Genomic DNA, 16546 nt, shown 5'->3' with positions numbered 1-16546 from the left:
GCTCGTGGGGCAGCTTCGTCTCGGAGTAGATGGCCCGGGCCAGCCACAGGGTCGGCGCTTCCAGATCGGCCGGGGGCGGGAGCAGCTTGGACGACTCTTTTCGGGGAGAAGCGGACGCGGACCCAGAGGCCGGATCCTGCTTCGAGGCATGTGGAGTAGAGGGGGCGTAGGCGGCGGAAAGCTTCTGGAGTGATGCGGCCTTGTCCCCACCCGCTTCGGCGCGCCTCGCCTCGGAGGCCGTCGTGTGAAGGGGAGAGTTCGCGGTCGGACCGGAGGTAGGATCCGGAGACAGCGAGCCTGCCGTAAACACGAGAGTCCCTACGGATGCGCAGAGAAGAACCGTCCGTTTGCTCATATACCAGGGGATACTATTCAAAGGCCATCGAAACGGCATCCAGGACACAACGAAACGTGATGTCCCTGGAAGACATGTGTGATCAAAAGATGTCTTTTCGCAATCATTTCTTCGATGCACACCAAAAAACTATGGATGGCCAACCTAGGTTTCCGACCCATGATTTCCGTAACCCTCTGAAAAAGCAGGTACTTGTCGGGGTAATTCCGTTCTTCACGCCGGGTTGTCTTTCCGTTGACGGTGCGTTTTTCTTCGCTTGATCCTCCCTCGTCACGGTCTTAACAAAAGCGCTTTGTCCGGGCGGGTCCCCCACAATGTTTCCGTGAATATCCTCTATTCTCACCCCTGTGAACGCGTTGAAAATCCTTGCGGATGCCAATATTCCCTGTGTGGAGCAGGCGTTTGGCCGGTTCGGGACGGTGCGCCGACGGCCGGGCCGAGACATGAGCACATCGGACGTTGCGGCGGCGGACGTGCTTCTCGTACGGAGCGTGACGCCCGTGGGCCCGGGACTTCTTGAGGGCACCGATCTTCGGTTCGTGGGGTCAGCCACCATCGGGACGGACCACGTCGACCGGGCGTACCTGCGGTCGCGGGGCATCTCGTTTGCGCACGCCCCGGGGTCGAATGCGGACTCGGTTGCCGACTACGTGGTGGCGGCGCTGCTTGAGCTTGCCCGTGGTCGCGGCGTCTCGCTGGAGGGACGGACGGTCGGCATCGTGGGCTGTGGCAACATTGGGGGCCGCCTCGCCCGCCGTCTGCCGGCGCTGGGGATGGAGGTCTTGAAAAACGACCCGCCCCGGGCTCGGGCGGCGGAGGCAGAAGGGCGAGACCACGCGTTCGTGTCCCTCGACACCGTGCTCGACACGGCCGACATCGTGACGCTGCACGTGCCGCTCGAAGAGACCGGGCCCGCCCCAACGCGTCACCTGGTAGATGAGGCGGTGCTCGATCGCCTCAACGACGGAGCGTGGCTCCTGAACACCTCCCGCGGGGCAGTCGTGGACGGAGAGGCGCTGCTCATGGCGCGGAAGCGCGGAGCGGTGGGGGCGGCGGTCCTGGACGTGTGGGAGGACGAACCCTCGCCGGCCCCGGCGCTCATTGAGGCCGCGGACCTGGCAACGCCCCACATCGCGGGATACGCCTACGACGGCAAGGTGCGGGGGACGGAGATGCTGTACGAGGCGCTCTGCGACGAACTGGACGTGGAGCCGCGGTGGGACGGGACGGACGCCATTCGGCCGGCCTCGAAGGATGCGTTGCGGTGCCGGCCCCCAGACCCTCGACTGTCCGCTGCAGGCTGGCGCTCCCGTCTCGCACGGCAGGCCTACGACCCGACGGTCGATGATGCGTCCCTTCGATCCCTGGTCGAGCTCGGGCCGGACGCGCGGGGAGAGGCGTTCGGGCACCTCCGGGCCCAATACCGCCGGCGACGCGAGATGCAGCAGCACACGGTGCCGGGCACGGCCGTCCCCGGCGAGCACAGCCGCGCCGTCGGGGAGGGCCTGACGATGCAGCTCGACTAACTCCCTGCGTTTCTACGACCGGTAGCCGTAGGAGCGGAGGATGTTTGCTCGGTCGCGCCAGTTCTTCTGCACCTTCACGTGCAGATTTAGATACACGGGGCTCCCAACAAACGCCTCAATGTCCTCGCGGGCCGTCATCCCTACTTTCTTGAGGGCCTTTCCGCCCTCCCCGATGAGGATGCCCTTGTGGGATTCCTTCATGACGACAATCTCGGCGTCGATGTAGTCCTTCGTCCCCTCGGGGCGTTCCTCATAGGCGACGATGTTGACCTGCACCGAGTAGGGAATTTCCTGGTGGTACAGCCTGTATACCTTCTCCCGGATCATCTCGGCCACAAAGAAGCGCTCCGGGTGCTCACTAATCTGATCCTTCGGGTAGAACGGCGGGCCCTCCGGCAGCGAATCGAGGACCAGGTGGAGCAAGGTCTGAAGGTTGAACCCCTCTTTGGCCGAGGTGGGCACGACCTCGTCGAAGGCCCGAAGCTCTTCGTAGGACTCCACGAGGGGAAGGGTCTCCTCCTTCGAAAGAAGGTCCATCTTGGTAAGGACCAGGAACGCTGGCGTATCGCCAATTTTCTTCAGGCTTCGGGTGTCCGGGTCGTCCTGGGTGGCCTCGTGCAGAAAGAGCAGCAGGTCCGCGTCCCGGATGGCCCCCTGCACCTGCCCCATCATGGTTTCGTGCAGTTCGTAGCGGGGCTCAATGATGCCCGGCGTGTCCAGAAAGATGGCCTGGTGGTCCGGGCCCGAGTGGATCCCAAGGACGCGGTGCCGCGTGGTCTGGGGCTTTTTCGTGACGATTGACAGCTTCTCGCCGAGCAGGGCGTTCATCAGCGTGCTCTTGCCCACGTTGGGCTTGCCGACGATGGCGACGTAGCCGCTCGTGTGGTCGTCGGAAATGTCATCGAACAGGGGGGCGGACGGCTCCATGTCGGAAGGCTCCATGGGGGAGAGGTGATCATGAATGGACATCAACAATGCCTTTCCCCTACGGCTGCGAGCGAGTGACGGTTGCACGCATGTCGCCAACCGCCCGGTCCATGCCCACGAGGATGGCGCGGGCCATTACCGCGAAGCCGATGGAGACCTCAGCGACGTGGGGCACAACGGTCCGAAAAAGAGGAAAATTTCGGTAGTCCAGGCCATGCCCGGCGTGGACGCGGAGCCCAGCTTCGTGGGCCACCTCGGCGCCTGTGGCGAGGCGCTCGGCTTCGTGCCGCTGGGCGTCTTCAGTGTCGGCCTCGGCAAAGTCGCCGGTGTGGAGCTCAACGCAGTTGGCCCCCACCGCGGCCGTGGCCTCAATCTGGTCGGGGACCGGGTCTACGAAGAAGCTCACCTGGTTCACCCCGGCGTCGTAGAGGCGATCCGTGACGGTTGTGAGGCGCTGGCGGTGCGCCGCGACGTCGAGGCCGCCCTCCGTGGTGACCTCCTCGCGCTGCTCGGGGACCAGGGTGGCAAGGTCCGGCGCCACGTCGCAGCAGATGGAGACCACTTCTTCCTTCGTCGACAGCTCGAAGTCGAGCTTGCCGGTCACCGTTTCGGCCAGGAGCCGCACGTCTCGCTCCGTGATGTGACGACGGTCCTCGCGCAGGTGAAAGACGACGCCGTCCGCCCCGGCCTGCTCACAGCGTGCGGCGGCGTGGACGGGGTCGGGAAAGGTCTCCTCGCGGGCATTGCGGAGCGTGGCGACGTGGTCGATGTTGATGAGCAGGTTCATCACCGGCGAAGCGGACGGGGTGTTTCAGGGGAATAAGATCTATTTGATTCCAACATCGGGGGGGCGGCTTTGTTTTTGAAGGACGCACAGGGAATTGCATTTCGCGAAGGAGCCCCCTATTTTCGGATCCATCCCCCCGTTCTTCGCCTTGCCGCGCCCTCACTTTGCGCTGGGCGGGACTTCGCGTTGGGCGGGACATTCCCGCGGTCCTTTTTTGCCAATACGAACGAACGGCTTTCATGGCTACGAGCAGCGGAACGATCCAGACCGCCATTCAGGCCCTCCTGGTGGTCGTCATTGTCGGCCTTGCATACTTCCTCTACCAGTCGATCACCGAGCCCTACGATCGCATCGAGCGGGAGCAGCGACTGACCGAGCAGACCCGCCAACGCATGACGAATGTTCGAACGGCGCTCGTCGATTACGAGCGAGACAGCGCATCGTATCCGGACTCGCTGAACCTCTTGCTCCAGCACGTTCGCAGCGATTCGGTTCTCTCGACCCGACAGGACAGTGTATTTGGACGCTCGCTCAACCTTGACTCCCTGTTGTTTTCTCCCCGGACGGGCAACCGGTTTCAGTATGCCATAAGCGACACCGGACGGGTGGCAACCTACCTGCTCGAAGATCCGGATAGCGACGACCAAATTGGCACCCTGACCGGCGACCCCACCCAGGCCAACGCGGCCAGCTGGGAGTAGTCTGAAGGGGACGAGGTTGAGCCCTGGCCGTGCCGGGGCGTGCATGCACGCATGGACAAGAGCTTTATGCAGTCGATCTCGGCCGCCGTTCACATTCAGGGCCGTACGATCCGCTACGCCGAAGTGGCGCGGGAGGACGCGGCCGTAGATCTCTTGCGTCTCGGGCGTGAGACCTTCGAGGCCGATGTGACAAAGGTCCTCTGGGGAGACGAGAGCCCGGAGGCCCTTGACGACATTGCGGCCGCCGTGGGGCGGTTCTTCGATGACTCCGAGGCATCGGTGGTCGGCCTGGTGATGCACCCGCTCGACGTGTACAGCTTTTTCACGCCGCTGCCAGCCGGGCTCTCGACGGAAGAGCACGACCAGCGCGTGGCGTACCAGGCGGCCCTGGTCACAAACACGCGGTCGCCCGGTGCGCTTCACAGCGTGTCGCGCCCGGTGCGCACGGCCACCGAGACAGAGACAGGAGAGGCGATCGAGTGGGTCCATGTTCTGGCCGTGCCCCAAGAGGTAGAGGCGCGCGCGAGCACCGTCCTGGACGGGGTGGCTGGAGAAACGACGGGGCGCATCCTCAGCTCCGAGGCGGCAGCCCACCTGATGGGGCCGCCGGGAGAGGGGGATTCTGAGTCCCCGGAAGGTCAGGAAGGGGCGTATCGGCTGGCCATTGGACAGCACGCCGGGCACACCGAATATGCTCTCACGCGGGACGGTGCCTGGCACCACGCCCACGCTGCCCAGCACGCCCCAACGGCCGAAGACCAGGCCTACTACGCCGTGGGCATGCTCAATCGGATTGGGGTGGCGCCGGATGAGATCGATCGTCTTGTGACCTACGGCACTGAGGCGGACGCCGGGGCCGATGCGGTCCTTGAGTCGGTGTTCGGGTGCGTGCCCGCTGCTCTCGATCCGTTTCGCGAACTGCGGCGCGTGTGGGGGCAGCCCGATGACGAGGGGCCGGGGGCGTACGTGCCGAGCATCGGGGGGGCCCTGGCTGTAACACGGGCGTGACTGGGACGCGGCCGGCTTCCCGTCCCGATGGCGCCGCCATCCGGGATCTCTTTCTCCACAGCCCCTTACCACTTCTGGGGCGTCCGGGCTGTGGGGCGTCGCCCCGGCATCCGCTCACGCATTGATCCTGCTCTACTATGAAACTCATCGCCGGCCGGTTTGGCGGCCACAGCCTCAAGACGCCCTCCGGCCACGAAACGCGCCCGTCGACAGCCCGGACCCGCGAGGCCCTGTTTGGGCTGATTGATGCCCGCATCTATATTGAGGGGGCGGAGGTGCTCGACCTCTTTGCCGGCACCGGCGCGCTGGGGCTGGAGGCCATCAGTCGGGGGGCCGCGCTCGTCACATTCGTGGAGCAGAAGCGGAACGTGCTCGACTATGCCCGCGAGAACGCCGAAAAGCTCGGGGTGGAGGACAAATGTATCTTCATCCAGGGCGATGCGGTGGAGTACCTGCGGTCCCACCAAGGGCCGGCGCTTGATCTTATTATGGCGGACCCCCCCTACAAGCTGGACGCCATGCAGGAGATGCCGGACCTGGCGGTGCCTCACCTGGACACCGACGGCATCTTCACGCTCGAGCACAGCTCGCACGACTGGTTCGACGAGCACCCCCGGCTGATGACGAGCCGGTCCTACGGGCGCACCATCGTGAGCATCTTTCGCCCCCCGCTTCCGCCCAAGGACGACGCGACGGACGAGGCGGACCCGGCGCCCGAATCCGCCCCGGAGACGTCGTAACCAGCCGCGCCCTGCCTCGACTTCTTGTCTCTGCATGGACCCCGATTTTGCCCTGTACCCCGGCACGTTCGACCCCTTCACGTACGGCCACCGGGACGTTTTGGAACGGGCCCTCCGGGTGTTCGACCGGGTGGAGGTGACGGTCGGCGTCAACCTTGAAAAAGAAACCCTGTTTTCGACCGACGAGCGCACGGCGCTCGTGCGTCGGTGCACGGACGACCTGGAGGGCGTGGAGGTGCAGGCGCACGAGGGACTCATTGTGGATCGGGCACGGAAGACGGGGGCGGTGGCGCTGGTGCGAGGGCTCCGGCAGGTCAGCGACTTCGACGCGGAGTTTCGCATGGCGTTTGCCAACCGAAAGCTGGCCCCGGAGCTGGAGACGGTGTTCTTTATGACCTCTGAGGAATACGCCCTCATCAGCTCTTCGATGGTGCGGGACGCCCACCGGTGGGACGGGGATGTCTCCAAGTTCGTGCCGCCACCGGTCGTGGAGGCGCTGGAGCAGAAGGGCGTTCCCGCCCACTGATAGCCCCTGTGGGGCGGGCGTAGCGATAGGAGGCACGGGGTCCCCCCGGCCCTCCCCGCACTCCGACGGGACGGCACGCGGGTCTTTTGATTCGCCGCCGCGTCCTGTATCTTCACCTGCACAGACCTCTCACTTACCCCACGCGACGAATGGACACGCCGAACGATCTCCACTACACAGACGACCACGAGTGGCTGCGCGTCGAAAACGGGACGGCCACCGTGGGCATCACGGATTTTGCACAGAGCGAGCTCGGCGACATCGTGTTCGTCGAGCTGGAGCCAGAGGGGACCGAGTTCGGGCAGGGCGACATTTTTGGGACCGTCGAGGCCGTGAAGACGGTGTCGGAGTTGTACATGCCCGTAAGTGGCACCATCACAGCGGTCAACGAGGAGCTGGAGCTCTCGCCGGAGGTCGTGAACGAGGACCCGTACGGGGACGGGTGGATGATCGAGATTGAGCTCACGGCTCCCGACGAAGTGGACGAGCTCATGGACGCTGGCGCGTACGAAGACGTTACGTGAGCCCCCAGTCGGGACCATGCGTAGCGAAAGAGGATTCCCCCTCGGGGGGCGTGACGTGTGGGTCCGCCGGATCGTACTTCACCCTCTTCCCTCTCTCCGTCGCCGCCACTCTGTCGATGCACGAAAAGATCATCGTCCTGGACTTCGGGTCGCAGTACACCCAACTCATTGCGCGACGAGTGCGCGAGACCGGCGTGTACTCGGAAATTCGCCCTTGCACCGTCGAGGCGAGTGAGATCGACGCCCTGGATCCGACCGGGCTCATTCTGTCGGGGGGGCCCTGCTCGGTCTACGACGAAGCGGGCCCGGCCCTCGACCCCGCGCTGTTCGACCTCACGCGGCCCGACGGGTCCCCGGTGCCGGTGCTCGGCATCTGTTACGGCCTGCAGGCGATGGCGCACCAGTTCGGGGGCGAGGTGGAGCGGGCCGACCGGCGCGAGTTTGGGCGGGCTCAGCTGCAGGTCCCGCCGGATGGGCAGGAGACGTCGCGGCTCTTTAGGGGGGTGCCGAGCGGCGCCACCGTCTGGATGAGCCATAGCGACCACCTGACGGCCCTCCCCGACGGCTATGAGGTGATCGCCCGCACCGACAATGCCCCCGTGGCCGCCGTGCGGGACACGGAGGGGCCCTACTACGGCGTGCAGTTCCACCCGGAGGTGGTGCATACGGACTGCGGGCGCCAAGTCCTGGAGAACTTTGCGTACGAAGTCTGTGGATGCACCGGCGATTGGACCCCTGCCTCGTTCGTGGACGAGCAAATCCAGGAGATCCGGGAGCGGGTGGGGGACCGCCACGTCATCCTGGGGCTCTCCGGTGGGGTCGACTCGTCGGTCGCGGCGGCGCTTCTGCAGCGGGCCCTGGGCGATCAGCTCCACTGCATCTTCGTCAACAACGGCCTCCTGCGGAAGGGGGAGTGGGACCAGGTGCAGGACACGTTCCGGGGCCATTTCGAAATGGACCTTCGTACCACCGACGCCACGGATCGCTTTCTGGCGCGGCTCGAGGGGGTGACCGATCCGGAAGAGAAGCGCAATATCGTGGGCAACACGTTTATCGAGGTGTTCGAGGAGCAGACCGAAGACATTGCCGCCGACCTGGGCCATCGGCCCACCTTCCTGGCCCAGGGCACGCTCTACCCCGACCTCATCGAAAGCGTCTCGTTCAAGGGGCCCTCCGCCACCATCAAGACCCACCACAACGTCGGCGGGCTGCCCGAGGAGCTCGACTTCGAGCTTATCGAACCCTTCCGGGAGCTGTTCAAGGACGAGGTGCGCGAGATCGGGCGCCTGCTGGACGTGCCGGATCCCATCGTGGGACGGCATCCCTTCCCCGGCCCCGGGCTTTCCATCCGCATCCTGGGGCAGATCACACGCGACCGCCTGGCCCTGCTCCGCGAAGCCGACGCCATTTTCATCGAAGAGCTGCGGGCCAATGACCTCTACGACGAGGTGTGGCAGGCCTTCGCCGTGCTCCTTCCGGTGCAGACGGTGGGCGTCATGGGCGACGAGCGCACCTACGAAAACGTGTGTGCCCTCCGGGCCGTCACCAGCGTGGATGGCATGACGGCCGACTGGGCCCACCTGCCCCACGATTTTCTCGGGCACGTTTCCAACCGCATCGTCAACGAGGTGCCCGGCATCAACCGGACGGTCTACGACGTGAGCTCCAAGCCGCCCGCGACCATCGAGTGGGAATGAGGCTGCGGGGGGCGGCCGCGGAGGGAGGAGGAGCAATCTTCTTGGCGTCCATTCTTCACCATTGGCTCTCGTCTCTATGGTCACTCCCCGCTCCGGACCGGCCTGGGTGCTCGGGCTCCTTCTGCTTTTGAGTGCTGGCCCTTCGGCAACGCCGGGGCACGCCCAAGAGACCGCGACCATTCCCGAAGTTGAAAACGCGGAGCTGCTGTTCGAAGAGGGCATCACAGCCTTCGAGCGGGGCGAGTACGCGACGGCGCATGAGCGCTTCCGGCTGGTGAGCGAGTACGAGCTCAATCGAAAAACAACGGCCGCCCTGCTGATGGACGGCAAGGCCCTGGTCCAACTGCGGCGCTACCGGGACGCCCGCACCCGGCTTGAGGCCCTGCTCAGCCGGTATCCGGAGACAACGTACCGGGAGGAGGCAGAAGCGCTCCTGGAGCGGGCTCAGCGTCGCCTCCAAGAAGAGCGGCGGGCCCAGGACACCCTTCGCATCGGGGTCACGCTTCCCATGGAGGCCGCGGCGGTGTCGCTGTCCCAGGCCCTGTTCAATGGGGTCCGCCTGGCGGTCGACGAACACAACGGCCTGCGGCGGCGGTACATTCGCCCGCCGGGGCTTCGGACCGAGGCCGACACCTTCGAGGTCTACGACACGGCCCGCCTCGCGGGGGACAGCCTCGCCGCGGCGGACGGTGAAACCACCGTGGCCGCGCCGACGGACACGGTTCGGGTCGACTCGCTGCGGATCGTGGCGGAGCAGGCTGCCCGCCCAGATTGGGTCGCCAAAATGCACTTCCGCCGGACGGGCCCCCGTCCGAAGACGGCGCGGGCGGCCGTCGACTCGCTCGTCCGTCTCGACGACGTGGACGTCATCCTCGGGCCCATCCGGAGCCGCGTGGCGCGGCCGGCCGGCGAGCGGGCCGAGGCGGCCCGCGTGCCCCTCATGGCCCCGATGGCCACGGACGAGAGCGTCTCCGAAGGAAAAAACTATGTGTTCCAGGCCAACCCCACGATCCCTGATCGGGGGCGCATCATGGCGCGGACGGCAGCGAATGGACTCCTCCTCGACCGCGTCGGGGTGATTTACGAGCAGGGCAACCGCCTCAGTGCCCGGATGGCCGAAGGCTTCCGAGAAGGGGCCCGCCAACAGGACCTGACGGTGCCCCTGAGCATTCCGCTTCAGGGATCACGGGACTGGTCGCGGCTGCCCACTCTTCTTGAGGACTCCACCCTCATCGAGACCGATTCCCTCCGCGCCCGACGCGACTCCGCCACCACCGATTCGCTGCTGGCGGAGACGGAAGCGCTCTACCTGCCCGTCTCGGGGCGAGGGACGGCGGGCAAGATTCAGGGGGCCCTCACGGGCCTTCGACAAATCCTGCCCGGAACGCGCGTGCTCGGCAACGCCGAGTGGCACGACCTGCCGTTCAAAGAGGCGGCCAGTGCGGTCACGGCCACGTACACGAACGGCTTCTACGTGCAGACCGATCGGCCGGCCGTGCAGCGGTTTGTCCGCCGCTACCGCCTCCTTACGGGCAACACCCCGGACGAACTCTCGACCGACGGTCGGCGCCTGGCCTATGTGGGGTACGACGTCGCCCGCTTTCTGCTGAGCACCCTTTCGCCGTCTGGCACGGCCCCTCCGCCGCGAGCGCTGCGGACCGCCCCGACGTACGACGGCCTTGGCATGCGCATTGGCTTTCAGAGAGAGAATGGGAACCAGGCCCTGTTTATTCATCGCTATCGCGATCAGCGAATCGAGCGCCTCCGGTGAGGGCCGAGGGCCCAAGCAGGTGCGACGTGATCCATCCGGGCTTAAAGTCCCAAAGAGGAACAGACCTTCCCCCCTCCCGTTTCGGCTCCGCGCTTATCCCGCCGTCCCCAACACCCCATCGAGAGCACCGGCGGACCCTCCATCGGCAGCCTTCATCGTAGCGGTTCCCCCATGCGTACTTCGGCTTTCGTTCCCGTGTTGCTGCTTGCGCTTCTCGGGGCTCTCGTCGGGTGCTCGGGGGGCACCCAACTCACCTACAGCGGGCCCGAGGAGGCGTACAAGAAGGGCGTTGCCGAGATGGAGGACGGGGACTATCAGCAGGCCATTCGGTTCTTTCGGGCCGTATTTGAGTACGGGCGGGGCAACGAGTGGGCCCCCGACGCGCGCTTCAAGCTCGCCATGGCGCAGCGCGAGTTGGGAAAGCACCTCGTGGCCGCGAACGAGTTCCAGCGCTTTACGCAGCTCTACCGCAACGACGAGCTTCTCCCTCGGGCCGAGTTTGAACGGGCCAACTCGTACTACCTCCGGTCGCCCTCGTACCGGCTCGATCAGTCGGACTCGGAGCAGGCCATCTCCCTCTTTCGCCTCTTCATCGACCGGTATCCGAACCACGATCGTGTGCCGGAGGCCGAAGAGAAAATCAACGAGCTGCGGGCCAAGCTCGCGCGCAAGAAGTACGATGCGGGGCAGCTCTACGAACGTCGAAACATGTGGCAGGCCGCCACGACGGTCTACGAGCGGGCCTTCGACCAGTACCCGGACACCCCCTGGGCCGACGATGCCCTGCTCGGCGCGGTCCGGACGTACATTCGGTATGCGGACCGGAGCGTGGAAAGCAAGCAGGCCGAGCGCTACCAGAAAGCCATTGAGAACTACAACCGACTTACACAGCTCTTCCCCGAGAGCAATCTTCTCGGCCGGGCGGAAGACCTGTACAGCGAGGCCCGCCAGAAGCTTGATCGTGTGCAGGCGCGGGAACGCGAGCAGTCGCTGGCGCAGGAGGATACGTCCCGCGGCTCTAACTGACGGAGGGGTTTCGTAGGCCCATTGTGCCCATGGACATTGGTCTCTTCGGGGGATCGTTCAACCCGCCCCACGTCGCCCATCTCATTGTCGCGGAGGTCGTCCGCGATCAGTTCGGGCTCGAAGAGGTGTGGTGGATTCCCAACGCCACCCCGCCCCACAAGCCCGACGATGAGTTGGTCGCCGTGAAGCATCGGCTGGCGATGACCGAATGCACCGTCGAGTCCAATCCGGCCTTTCGGGTGTGTGATGTGGAGGTGGATCGGGAAGGCATATCGTACACCGTCGAAACCCTACGCGTCCTGCAGGAGCAGCACCCCGACACGGACTTCGCCCTCATCCTTGGCAGCGACAGCCTGGACCACTTTGCCGACTGGCACCGGCCCGGCGAGATTGCCGAACGGGTGCCGCTTATTGTGTACAAGCGGCCCGGGGCCATCGAGTCGGTGGCCGACCCCCGCTTCGCAAACCACGTCCGGTACGCGGCCGCCCCGGTCATGGAGATTTCGGGGACGGAGATCCGGGCCCGTCGGCGGGCCGGCCGGTCCATCCGGTATCTTGTGCCGGAGGCCGTGGGCGCCTACATTGAAACGCACGACCTCTATTCCGTACCAACCTAACGGGCGGGGGAAAGAGGGAGCACGGTCGCTGGATCGAGGGCGGCCCTGCCCCGGACCGCGTCGTCCGCCGATTAGCGACGTTGCGGCCGGGGAGGTTTCGCATTCTGCCGAATGAGATTCCGATGCCATGGCGGTTACCGAATCGACAATGATGGAGCTGGGCCAGCCGGCCCCCGAGTTTTCGCTGCCTGCGGCCAACCCTGGGGTCGATGACCGGGGGGGCGAGCGGCGCTCGCTTGCGGACTACACCGACGCCGAGGCGCTCGTCGTCGTGTTTATGTGCAACCACTGCCCGTATGTGAAGCACATCGAAGAGGCCCTCCTCGACGTTGCGCGGGAGTACCAAGAGCGGGGGGCGCAATTCGTGGGCATTTGCTCGAACGACCCGGAGCGCTACCCGGACGACTCGTTTGACAGCATGGCCGAGCGGTCTCGGGAGAAGGACTACCCGTTCCCGTACCTCCAAGACGAGACCCAAGAGGTGGCGACGGCCTACAAGGCGGCCTGCACGCCGGACATTTACGTCTTCGATGAGGAGCGCACGCTTGCATACCGGGGGCGCTTCGACGACACGCGCCCCGATGGCGAGGCCGCGCACGGCGAGGACCTCCGGCAGGCCCTCGACGAACTGCTCTCCACCGGCGAGGTCACGATGGAGCAGGCCCCGTCCATGGGCTGCAACATCAAGTGGACGCCCGGTGCAGAACCGGCCCACGCGTCGTAGCCGGCAGATTGTGAGCCGGGATCTGGAAAGCGCCGTCGGAGGAAGAGAGGCCCGGCACCGTCTAGCCCCACGCATTGTCCCCAATTGCTATGTTTGGCGGACGCGCCTTCCGGACCTGGACGCACGTTGTCGCTGGGGCCTGCGGCATCGCTGTGCTGTTTCTGGGGGTCATGGTGTTGTCCGAAGAGGTAATTGGCGATGGGGCTCGGGTTACGCGGGCCGGCCTCGCGATGAGCGCAGCGGCATTCCTCGGGTATGTCGGCGTTGCCTGGCTGATTCGCCGCGACGATGTTCTCCCGCAGTGATGCCCGAGGGCCGTCGAGAAGAATCATCGCCGGGGGGTTCGCATTCAAGAACACGCCAGAGCCACTTGCAGCTCGTTCGGCATGGAAGCGGTTCCGAGGTGCAGGGAGGGCATTCGCAACAGTCATTCACATACGAACCGAATCTGAGGTGATACAATGAGTAGTGACACCGTCGAGAGCACCCCGGACGAAGAGCGATCCGCCTTCGAAACGGCCCAGGAGGAGCAGGAGGACGTCGACCCGCGCACCATCCCGCAGAAGCTGGAGGAGCCGCCCCCGATGGGGGACGAGATCGAGTATCCGGACTACCCGGAGGAGGACCACGAGACGTGGCAGATTCTCGTAGAACGCCAAATGGAGCAGCTTCCGGGCCGGGCCTGCGAGGCGTACATGCGAGGGCAGGACGTGCTGGAGCTGGGGGCGGATCGGATCCCGGACCTGGCAGATCTGAGTCGCCGCCTCAACGATGCGACCGGGTGGCAAGTGGCCAACGTGCCGGGCCTGATCCACGAGAAAGATTTCTTCTCGCTGCTGTCGCGGCGCAAGTTTCCGTCCACCAACTACGTTCGCGGGCGGGACGAGCTCGACTACACCCCCGCCCCGGACTGCTTCCACGACATCTTCGGCCACATGCCGATGCTCACGCAGCCGGACTTTGCCGACTTCTACCAGCTCTACGGCCAGGCGGCTCAGAATGCGGAGGGCGCGGACCGTCCCCGCCTGGAGCGGTTCCACTGGTTCACGGTTGAGTTCGGGCTGATCCAAGAACAGGGCGAAAAGCGGATCTTCGGGGCGGGCATCGTGTCGTCCAACGAGGAGGTGACGCACGCCCTCTCCGACGAGGTGACGCTCCACCCCTTTGATCCCGAGCACATTGTCGAAAAGGACGACTACGAGGTCTACAACCTGCAGGACGAGCTCTTCGTCCTCGACTCTTTCGAGCAGCTCGTGGAGGGATTCCGCGATTGGACCACACAGAAGGGGCTGCTCTAGCGTCCGTTCTGGACTTGTCGAACGGCAGCGCGGCGCCCCGTCCAGCCGGTGATCCGGCGGCGGGGCGCTTCCGTATGTACACTGGGCGCTACGGAAAACATCTACGCGGCCGTCGGTTGAAAATGCGAGTCACATCTTCGAATCAGCCTCGCCAGGGCTTTTATGGAGACAGAGACGCAGAAGCGGGTGTCCGCGCGAATTACGGGGCGTGTGCAGGGCGTCGGATTTCGCAATTTTACGCAGCGACGGGCCCGACGGCTGGGCCTCACCGGCTGGGTGCGCAACGAGCCCGACGGGTCGGTTCGGCTGGAGGCGGAGGGGCCGCGGGAGGCACTGGACGATCTCGTCGAGGCCGTCCACGAGGGCCCGCGAATGGCACGTGTGGAGGCGGTCGATGTAGACTGGTCCGACGCCGCCGACGAGTTTGCGAGTTTTCAGGTGCGTCGGTGAGACGGCAGGCACGGCCACGAATCGATCAGGAAGGGGTGGCATGGAGAATCCATCAGGTTCGGACGGAGAATCCGCCGGGGCGCCCCCGACGCGTCTTGGGCTGGTCGACCACGCGGCCCAGCGCCTGGCGGCGGCGGGCCGCTCGGCCCCACGGCGGACGGCGGAGTGGCTGTTGACGGAAGTGCTGGGCTGCGACCGGGCGCAGCTTTATGCTCACCCGGACCGGGCGGTGCCCTCGGCGGCAGCACACGGCTTCCGTGGGATGGTGGAGCGTCGTGTGCAGGGGGAGCCGCTGCAGCACATCCTCGGGTACGCCTCGTTTCGGGGGCTCCGGATTCAGGTGTCTCCCGACGTGATGGTGCCGCGCCCCGAGACCGAGGGTGTCGTTGACCGGGCACGGGCCTGCATCGAGAAGGTCTCGGCGCCCCGGGTGCTCGACGTCGGCACGGGAAGCGGCTGCATCGCCCTCTCCCTCAAGCACGAGCGCCCCGACGCCGAGGTCTACGCCTGTGACGTGAGCACGGAGGCCCTCGCGGTCGCCCGGGCCAACGCCCAGGATCTGAACCTCGACGTGCAGTTCTTTGTGGGCGATCTGCGTTCGGAGGCCCCGGACGCGATGCCGCGAGGGGCGGACCTAGTGGTTTCCAATCCTCCCTACATCCCCGACGCGGAAGCCGAGTCCCTGCCGCCCGTCGTGCGGGACCATGACCCCGACCTTGCCCTGTTTGCGGGCGAGGACCCCCTTCGCTTCTACCGGGCCCTCATCGACTGGGTGGACGTGTCGTGTGCGCCGGATGGGGCGTTTGTCTTTGAGGTGCACGCCGAGTATGCCGACGAAGTGGAAGCATTGCTCCGGCGAGAGGGGAGCGCGCGCGAGATCCACATCGACGAGGACCTCAGCGGACGCCCCCGCGTCGTGTGGGGGCGGGCCGAGACCCCGCAGGCTAGCTGACCGTGGAGGGGGAGGCTGCTTCAAAAACCCGGGCAGCCTCCCGGTACATGATGGCATGGAGATCCGCGGTGGCCTCAGGGGTGTCGGCGTAGCCGCCCGAGAGGAGGAGCACCACCGGACGATCGTGGGCGCGGATCTGCTCCAGGACGTACCGGTCGCGCGCCTGGAGGCCGGCCCGGGTGAGAGAGAGCCGCCCGAACCGGTCGTCCGTCGCCACGTCGATGCCCCCGAGGTAAAAGACGAGGTCGGGCTGTGTGGCGTCCAGGGTCTGCGGCAGGTACGACCTCAGCGTGTCCAGGTACGATTGGTCGCCGGTCGCGTCGTCCAGGGGGACGTCGAGGGAGGACGGGGGCTTTTCGAACGGGTAGTTCTTGGCCCCGTGCATCGAGAAGGTGAAGACGGAATCGTCGTCTGCGAAGACGGCCGCGTTCGCGTTGCCCTGATGCACGTCCAGGTCCACGATGAGCACGCGCTGGGCCCAGCACGCCGCCTGCAGCACGCGAATGGCGACGGCCACGTCATTGAGGACGCAGAAGCCTTCGCCGTGGGCGGGAAAGGCATGGTGGGTGCCCCCCGCAAGGTTGCCGGCGACGCCGTCCGTGAGGGCCATGAGGGCCGCGTTGATGGTGCCCTGCACGGCCACTCGGGACCGGTACACGAGGCGCTCCGACCAGGGCAGCCCCATGCGCCGCTCGGCGTGTGCGGAGAGGCTGCCCTCGGCGAGATGGGTCAGGTAGTCGGCCGTATGGACGCGCCGCAGGTCCGTCCAGTCGGCCTGGCGAGGAGCAACCACGTCGGCGGGGCGAACCAAGTCCTCGTCGAGAAGCCGCTGGTGAAGGGCCGGGAACTTGCCCATGGGAAACGGATGCCCCTCGGGGAGGGGGACGTAGTAGCCGTCGCAATAGCTGACGCGCATC

General features: G+C 65.8%; 18 protein-coding genes and 1 pseudogene. 15 read left to right on the top strand and 4 right to left on the bottom strand.

The window, feature by feature from the left end:
- Window positions 1-355, bottom strand: a pseudogene (locus tag V5A20_RS08660) (hypothetical protein); the annotation flags it as partial.
- A gap of 347 nt (window positions 356-702) precedes the next feature.
- Here V5A20_RS08660 and V5A20_RS08655 point away from each other — a divergent pair.
- Window positions 703-1881, top strand: a complete 1179-nt coding sequence (locus tag V5A20_RS08655) for a 4-phosphoerythronate dehydrogenase (protein WP_332327124.1) — start codon at window positions 703-705, stop codon at window positions 1879-1881.
- A 12-nt stretch (window positions 1882-1893) separates the two neighbouring features.
- On the opposite strand, the gene era is transcribed toward V5A20_RS08655, so the two are convergent.
- Together era and V5A20_RS08645 are read right to left on the bottom strand one after the other, a co-directional pair.
- Entirely contained in the window at window positions 1894-2823 is a 930-nt protein-coding gene (gene era, locus V5A20_RS08650; RefSeq protein ID WP_332315902.1) for a GTPase Era, read from the bottom strand.
- A 43-nt stretch (window positions 2824-2866) separates the two neighbouring features.
- Window positions 2867-3598, bottom strand: a complete 732-nt coding sequence (locus tag V5A20_RS08645) for a pyridoxine 5'-phosphate synthase (protein WP_332315903.1) — start codon at window positions 3596-3598, stop codon at window positions 2867-2869.
- Between the two features lie 236 nt (window positions 3599-3834).
- Here V5A20_RS08645 and V5A20_RS08640 point away from each other — a divergent pair, with 236 nt between their 5' ends.
- The 14 genes from V5A20_RS08640 to prmC all read left to right on the top strand — a co-directional run bounded on the left by V5A20_RS08640 (window position 3835) and on the right by prmC (window position 15629).
- Window positions 3835-4296 (top strand): hypothetical protein, encoded by a 462-nt coding sequence (locus tag V5A20_RS08640; RefSeq protein ID WP_332315904.1) that lies wholly within the window; start codon window positions 3835-3837, stop codon window positions 4294-4296.
- 51 nt (window positions 4297-4347) lie between these two features.
- Window positions 4348-5304 (top strand): hypothetical protein, encoded by a 957-nt coding sequence (locus V5A20_RS08635; RefSeq protein ID WP_332327122.1) that lies wholly within the window; start codon window positions 4348-4350, stop codon window positions 5302-5304.
- Window positions 5305-5441: 137 nt separating this feature from the next.
- Window positions 5442-6044 carry an RsmD family RNA methyltransferase gene (locus tag V5A20_RS08630; protein ID WP_332315906.1) on the top strand — a complete coding sequence of 201 codons (603 nt, stop codon included), beginning with the start codon at window positions 5442-5444 and terminating at the stop codon, window positions 6042-6044.
- 34 nt (window positions 6045-6078) lie between these two features.
- Complete coding sequence (gene coaD, locus V5A20_RS08625; RefSeq protein WP_332315907.1) at window positions 6079-6570, top strand: pantetheine-phosphate adenylyltransferase; 492 nt, start codon at window positions 6079-6081, stop codon at window positions 6568-6570.
- A 149-nt stretch (window positions 6571-6719) separates the two neighbouring features.
- Window positions 6720-7094 (top strand): glycine cleavage system protein GcvH, encoded by a 375-nt coding sequence (gcvH, locus tag V5A20_RS08620; protein WP_332315908.1) that lies wholly within the window; start codon window positions 6720-6722, stop codon window positions 7092-7094.
- Window positions 7095-7210: 116 nt separating this feature from the next.
- Window positions 7211-8791 (top strand): glutamine-hydrolyzing GMP synthase, encoded by a 1581-nt coding sequence (gene guaA, locus V5A20_RS08615; RefSeq protein WP_332315909.1) that lies wholly within the window; start codon window positions 7211-7213, stop codon window positions 8789-8791.
- Window positions 8792-8867: 76 nt separating this feature from the next.
- Window positions 8868-10562, top strand: coding sequence for an ABC transporter substrate-binding protein (locus V5A20_RS08610; protein ID WP_332327121.1), 1695 nt, complete (start codon window positions 8868-8870; stop codon window positions 10560-10562).
- A gap of 171 nt (window positions 10563-10733) precedes the next feature.
- A complete protein-coding gene (locus V5A20_RS08605) occupies window positions 10734-11588 on the top strand; it encodes an outer membrane protein assembly factor BamD (RefSeq protein WP_332315911.1) in 855 nt (284 codons plus the stop codon).
- 29 nt (window positions 11589-11617) lie between these two features.
- On the top strand, window positions 11618-12205 hold the full coding sequence (gene nadD, locus V5A20_RS08600) for a nicotinate (nicotinamide) nucleotide adenylyltransferase (protein WP_332315912.1): 588 nt from the start codon (window positions 11618-11620) through the stop codon (window positions 12203-12205).
- Window positions 12206-12332: 127 nt separating this feature from the next.
- A complete protein-coding gene (locus V5A20_RS08595; protein ID WP_332327119.1) occupies window positions 12333-12929 on the top strand; it encodes a thioredoxin family protein in 597 nt (198 codons plus the stop codon).
- Window positions 12930-13018: 89 nt separating this feature from the next.
- Window positions 13019-13234 carry an ABC transporter permease gene (locus V5A20_RS08590; RefSeq protein ID WP_332315914.1) on the top strand — a complete coding sequence of 72 codons (216 nt, stop codon included), beginning with the start codon at window positions 13019-13021 and terminating at the stop codon, window positions 13232-13234.
- 156 nt (window positions 13235-13390) lie between these two features.
- Complete coding sequence (locus V5A20_RS08585) at window positions 13391-14227, top strand: phenylalanine 4-monooxygenase (protein ID WP_332315915.1); 837 nt, start codon at window positions 13391-13393, stop codon at window positions 14225-14227.
- 162 nt (window positions 14228-14389) lie between these two features.
- The gene (locus V5A20_RS08580; RefSeq protein ID WP_332315916.1) at window positions 14390-14677 is read left to right on the top strand and encodes an acylphosphatase; all 288 of its coding nucleotides are present in this window, start codon (window positions 14390-14392) and stop codon (window positions 14675-14677) included.
- A 40-nt stretch (window positions 14678-14717) separates the two neighbouring features.
- Window positions 14718-15629 carry a peptide chain release factor N(5)-glutamine methyltransferase gene (gene prmC, locus V5A20_RS08575; protein ID WP_332327118.1) on the top strand — a complete coding sequence of 304 codons (912 nt, stop codon included), beginning with the start codon at window positions 14718-14720 and terminating at the stop codon, window positions 15627-15629.
- Here the strand turns inward: prmC and V5A20_RS08570 are convergent.
- Window positions 15622-16546 (bottom strand): histone deacetylase family protein (locus V5A20_RS08570; RefSeq protein WP_332315918.1); only part of this gene is annotated, 925 nt, incomplete at its 5' end. The two genes, prmC and V5A20_RS08570, sit on opposite strands and share 8 nt — an antisense overlap.

The sequence above is a fragment of the Salinibacter sp. genome, assembly GCF_036626415.1.
In the GTDB taxonomy this organism is placed as follows: domain Bacteria; phylum Bacteroidota; class Rhodothermia; order Rhodothermales; family Salinibacteraceae; genus Salinibacter.
Note: the sequence above shows the minus strand (reverse complement) of the source record. Positions and strands in the feature narration are given on the sequence as shown.

What these genes read in the sequence shown, in the direction of transcription:
- prmC (WP_332327118.1), top strand. Translation starts at nt 14,718, where the DNA reads ATGGAGAATCCATCAGGTTCGGACGGAGAATCCGCCGGGGCGCCCCCG.
- V5A20_RS08635 (WP_332327122.1), top strand. Translation starts at nt 4,348, where the DNA reads ATGGACAAGAGCTTTATGCAGTCGATCTCGGCCGCCGTTCACATTCAG.
- V5A20_RS08590 (WP_332315914.1), top strand. Translation starts at nt 13,019, where the DNA reads ATGTTTGGCGGACGCGCCTTCCGGACCTGGACGCACGTTGTCGCTGGG.
- era (WP_332315902.1), bottom strand. Translation starts at nt 2,823, where the DNA reads ATGGAGCCTTCCGACATGGAGCCGTCCGCCCCCCTGTTCGATGACATT.
- V5A20_RS08630 (WP_332315906.1), top strand. Translation starts at nt 5,442, where the DNA reads ATGAAACTCATCGCCGGCCGGTTTGGCGGCCACAGCCTCAAGACGCCC.
- gcvH (WP_332315908.1), top strand. Translation starts at nt 6,720, where the DNA reads ATGGACACGCCGAACGATCTCCACTACACAGACGACCACGAGTGGCTG.
- guaA (WP_332315909.1), top strand. Translation starts at nt 7,211, where the DNA reads ATGCACGAAAAGATCATCGTCCTGGACTTCGGGTCGCAGTACACCCAA.
- V5A20_RS08595 (WP_332327119.1), top strand. Translation starts at nt 12,333, where the DNA reads ATGGCGGTTACCGAATCGACAATGATGGAGCTGGGCCAGCCGGCCCCC.
- V5A20_RS08580 (WP_332315916.1), top strand. Translation starts at nt 14,390, where the DNA reads ATGGAGACAGAGACGCAGAAGCGGGTGTCCGCGCGAATTACGGGGCGT.
- V5A20_RS08640 (WP_332315904.1), top strand. Translation starts at nt 3,835, where the DNA reads ATGGCTACGAGCAGCGGAACGATCCAGACCGCCATTCAGGCCCTCCTG.
- nadD (WP_332315912.1), top strand. Translation starts at nt 11,618, where the DNA reads ATGGACATTGGTCTCTTCGGGGGATCGTTCAACCCGCCCCACGTCGCC.
- V5A20_RS08610 (WP_332327121.1), top strand. Translation starts at nt 8,868, where the DNA reads ATGGTCACTCCCCGCTCCGGACCGGCCTGGGTGCTCGGGCTCCTTCTG.
- V5A20_RS08585 (WP_332315915.1), top strand. Translation starts at nt 13,391, where the DNA reads ATGAGTAGTGACACCGTCGAGAGCACCCCGGACGAAGAGCGATCCGCC.
- V5A20_RS08605 (WP_332315911.1), top strand. Translation starts at nt 10,734, where the DNA reads ATGCGTACTTCGGCTTTCGTTCCCGTGTTGCTGCTTGCGCTTCTCGGG.
- coaD (WP_332315907.1), top strand. Translation starts at nt 6,079, where the DNA reads ATGGACCCCGATTTTGCCCTGTACCCCGGCACGTTCGACCCCTTCACG.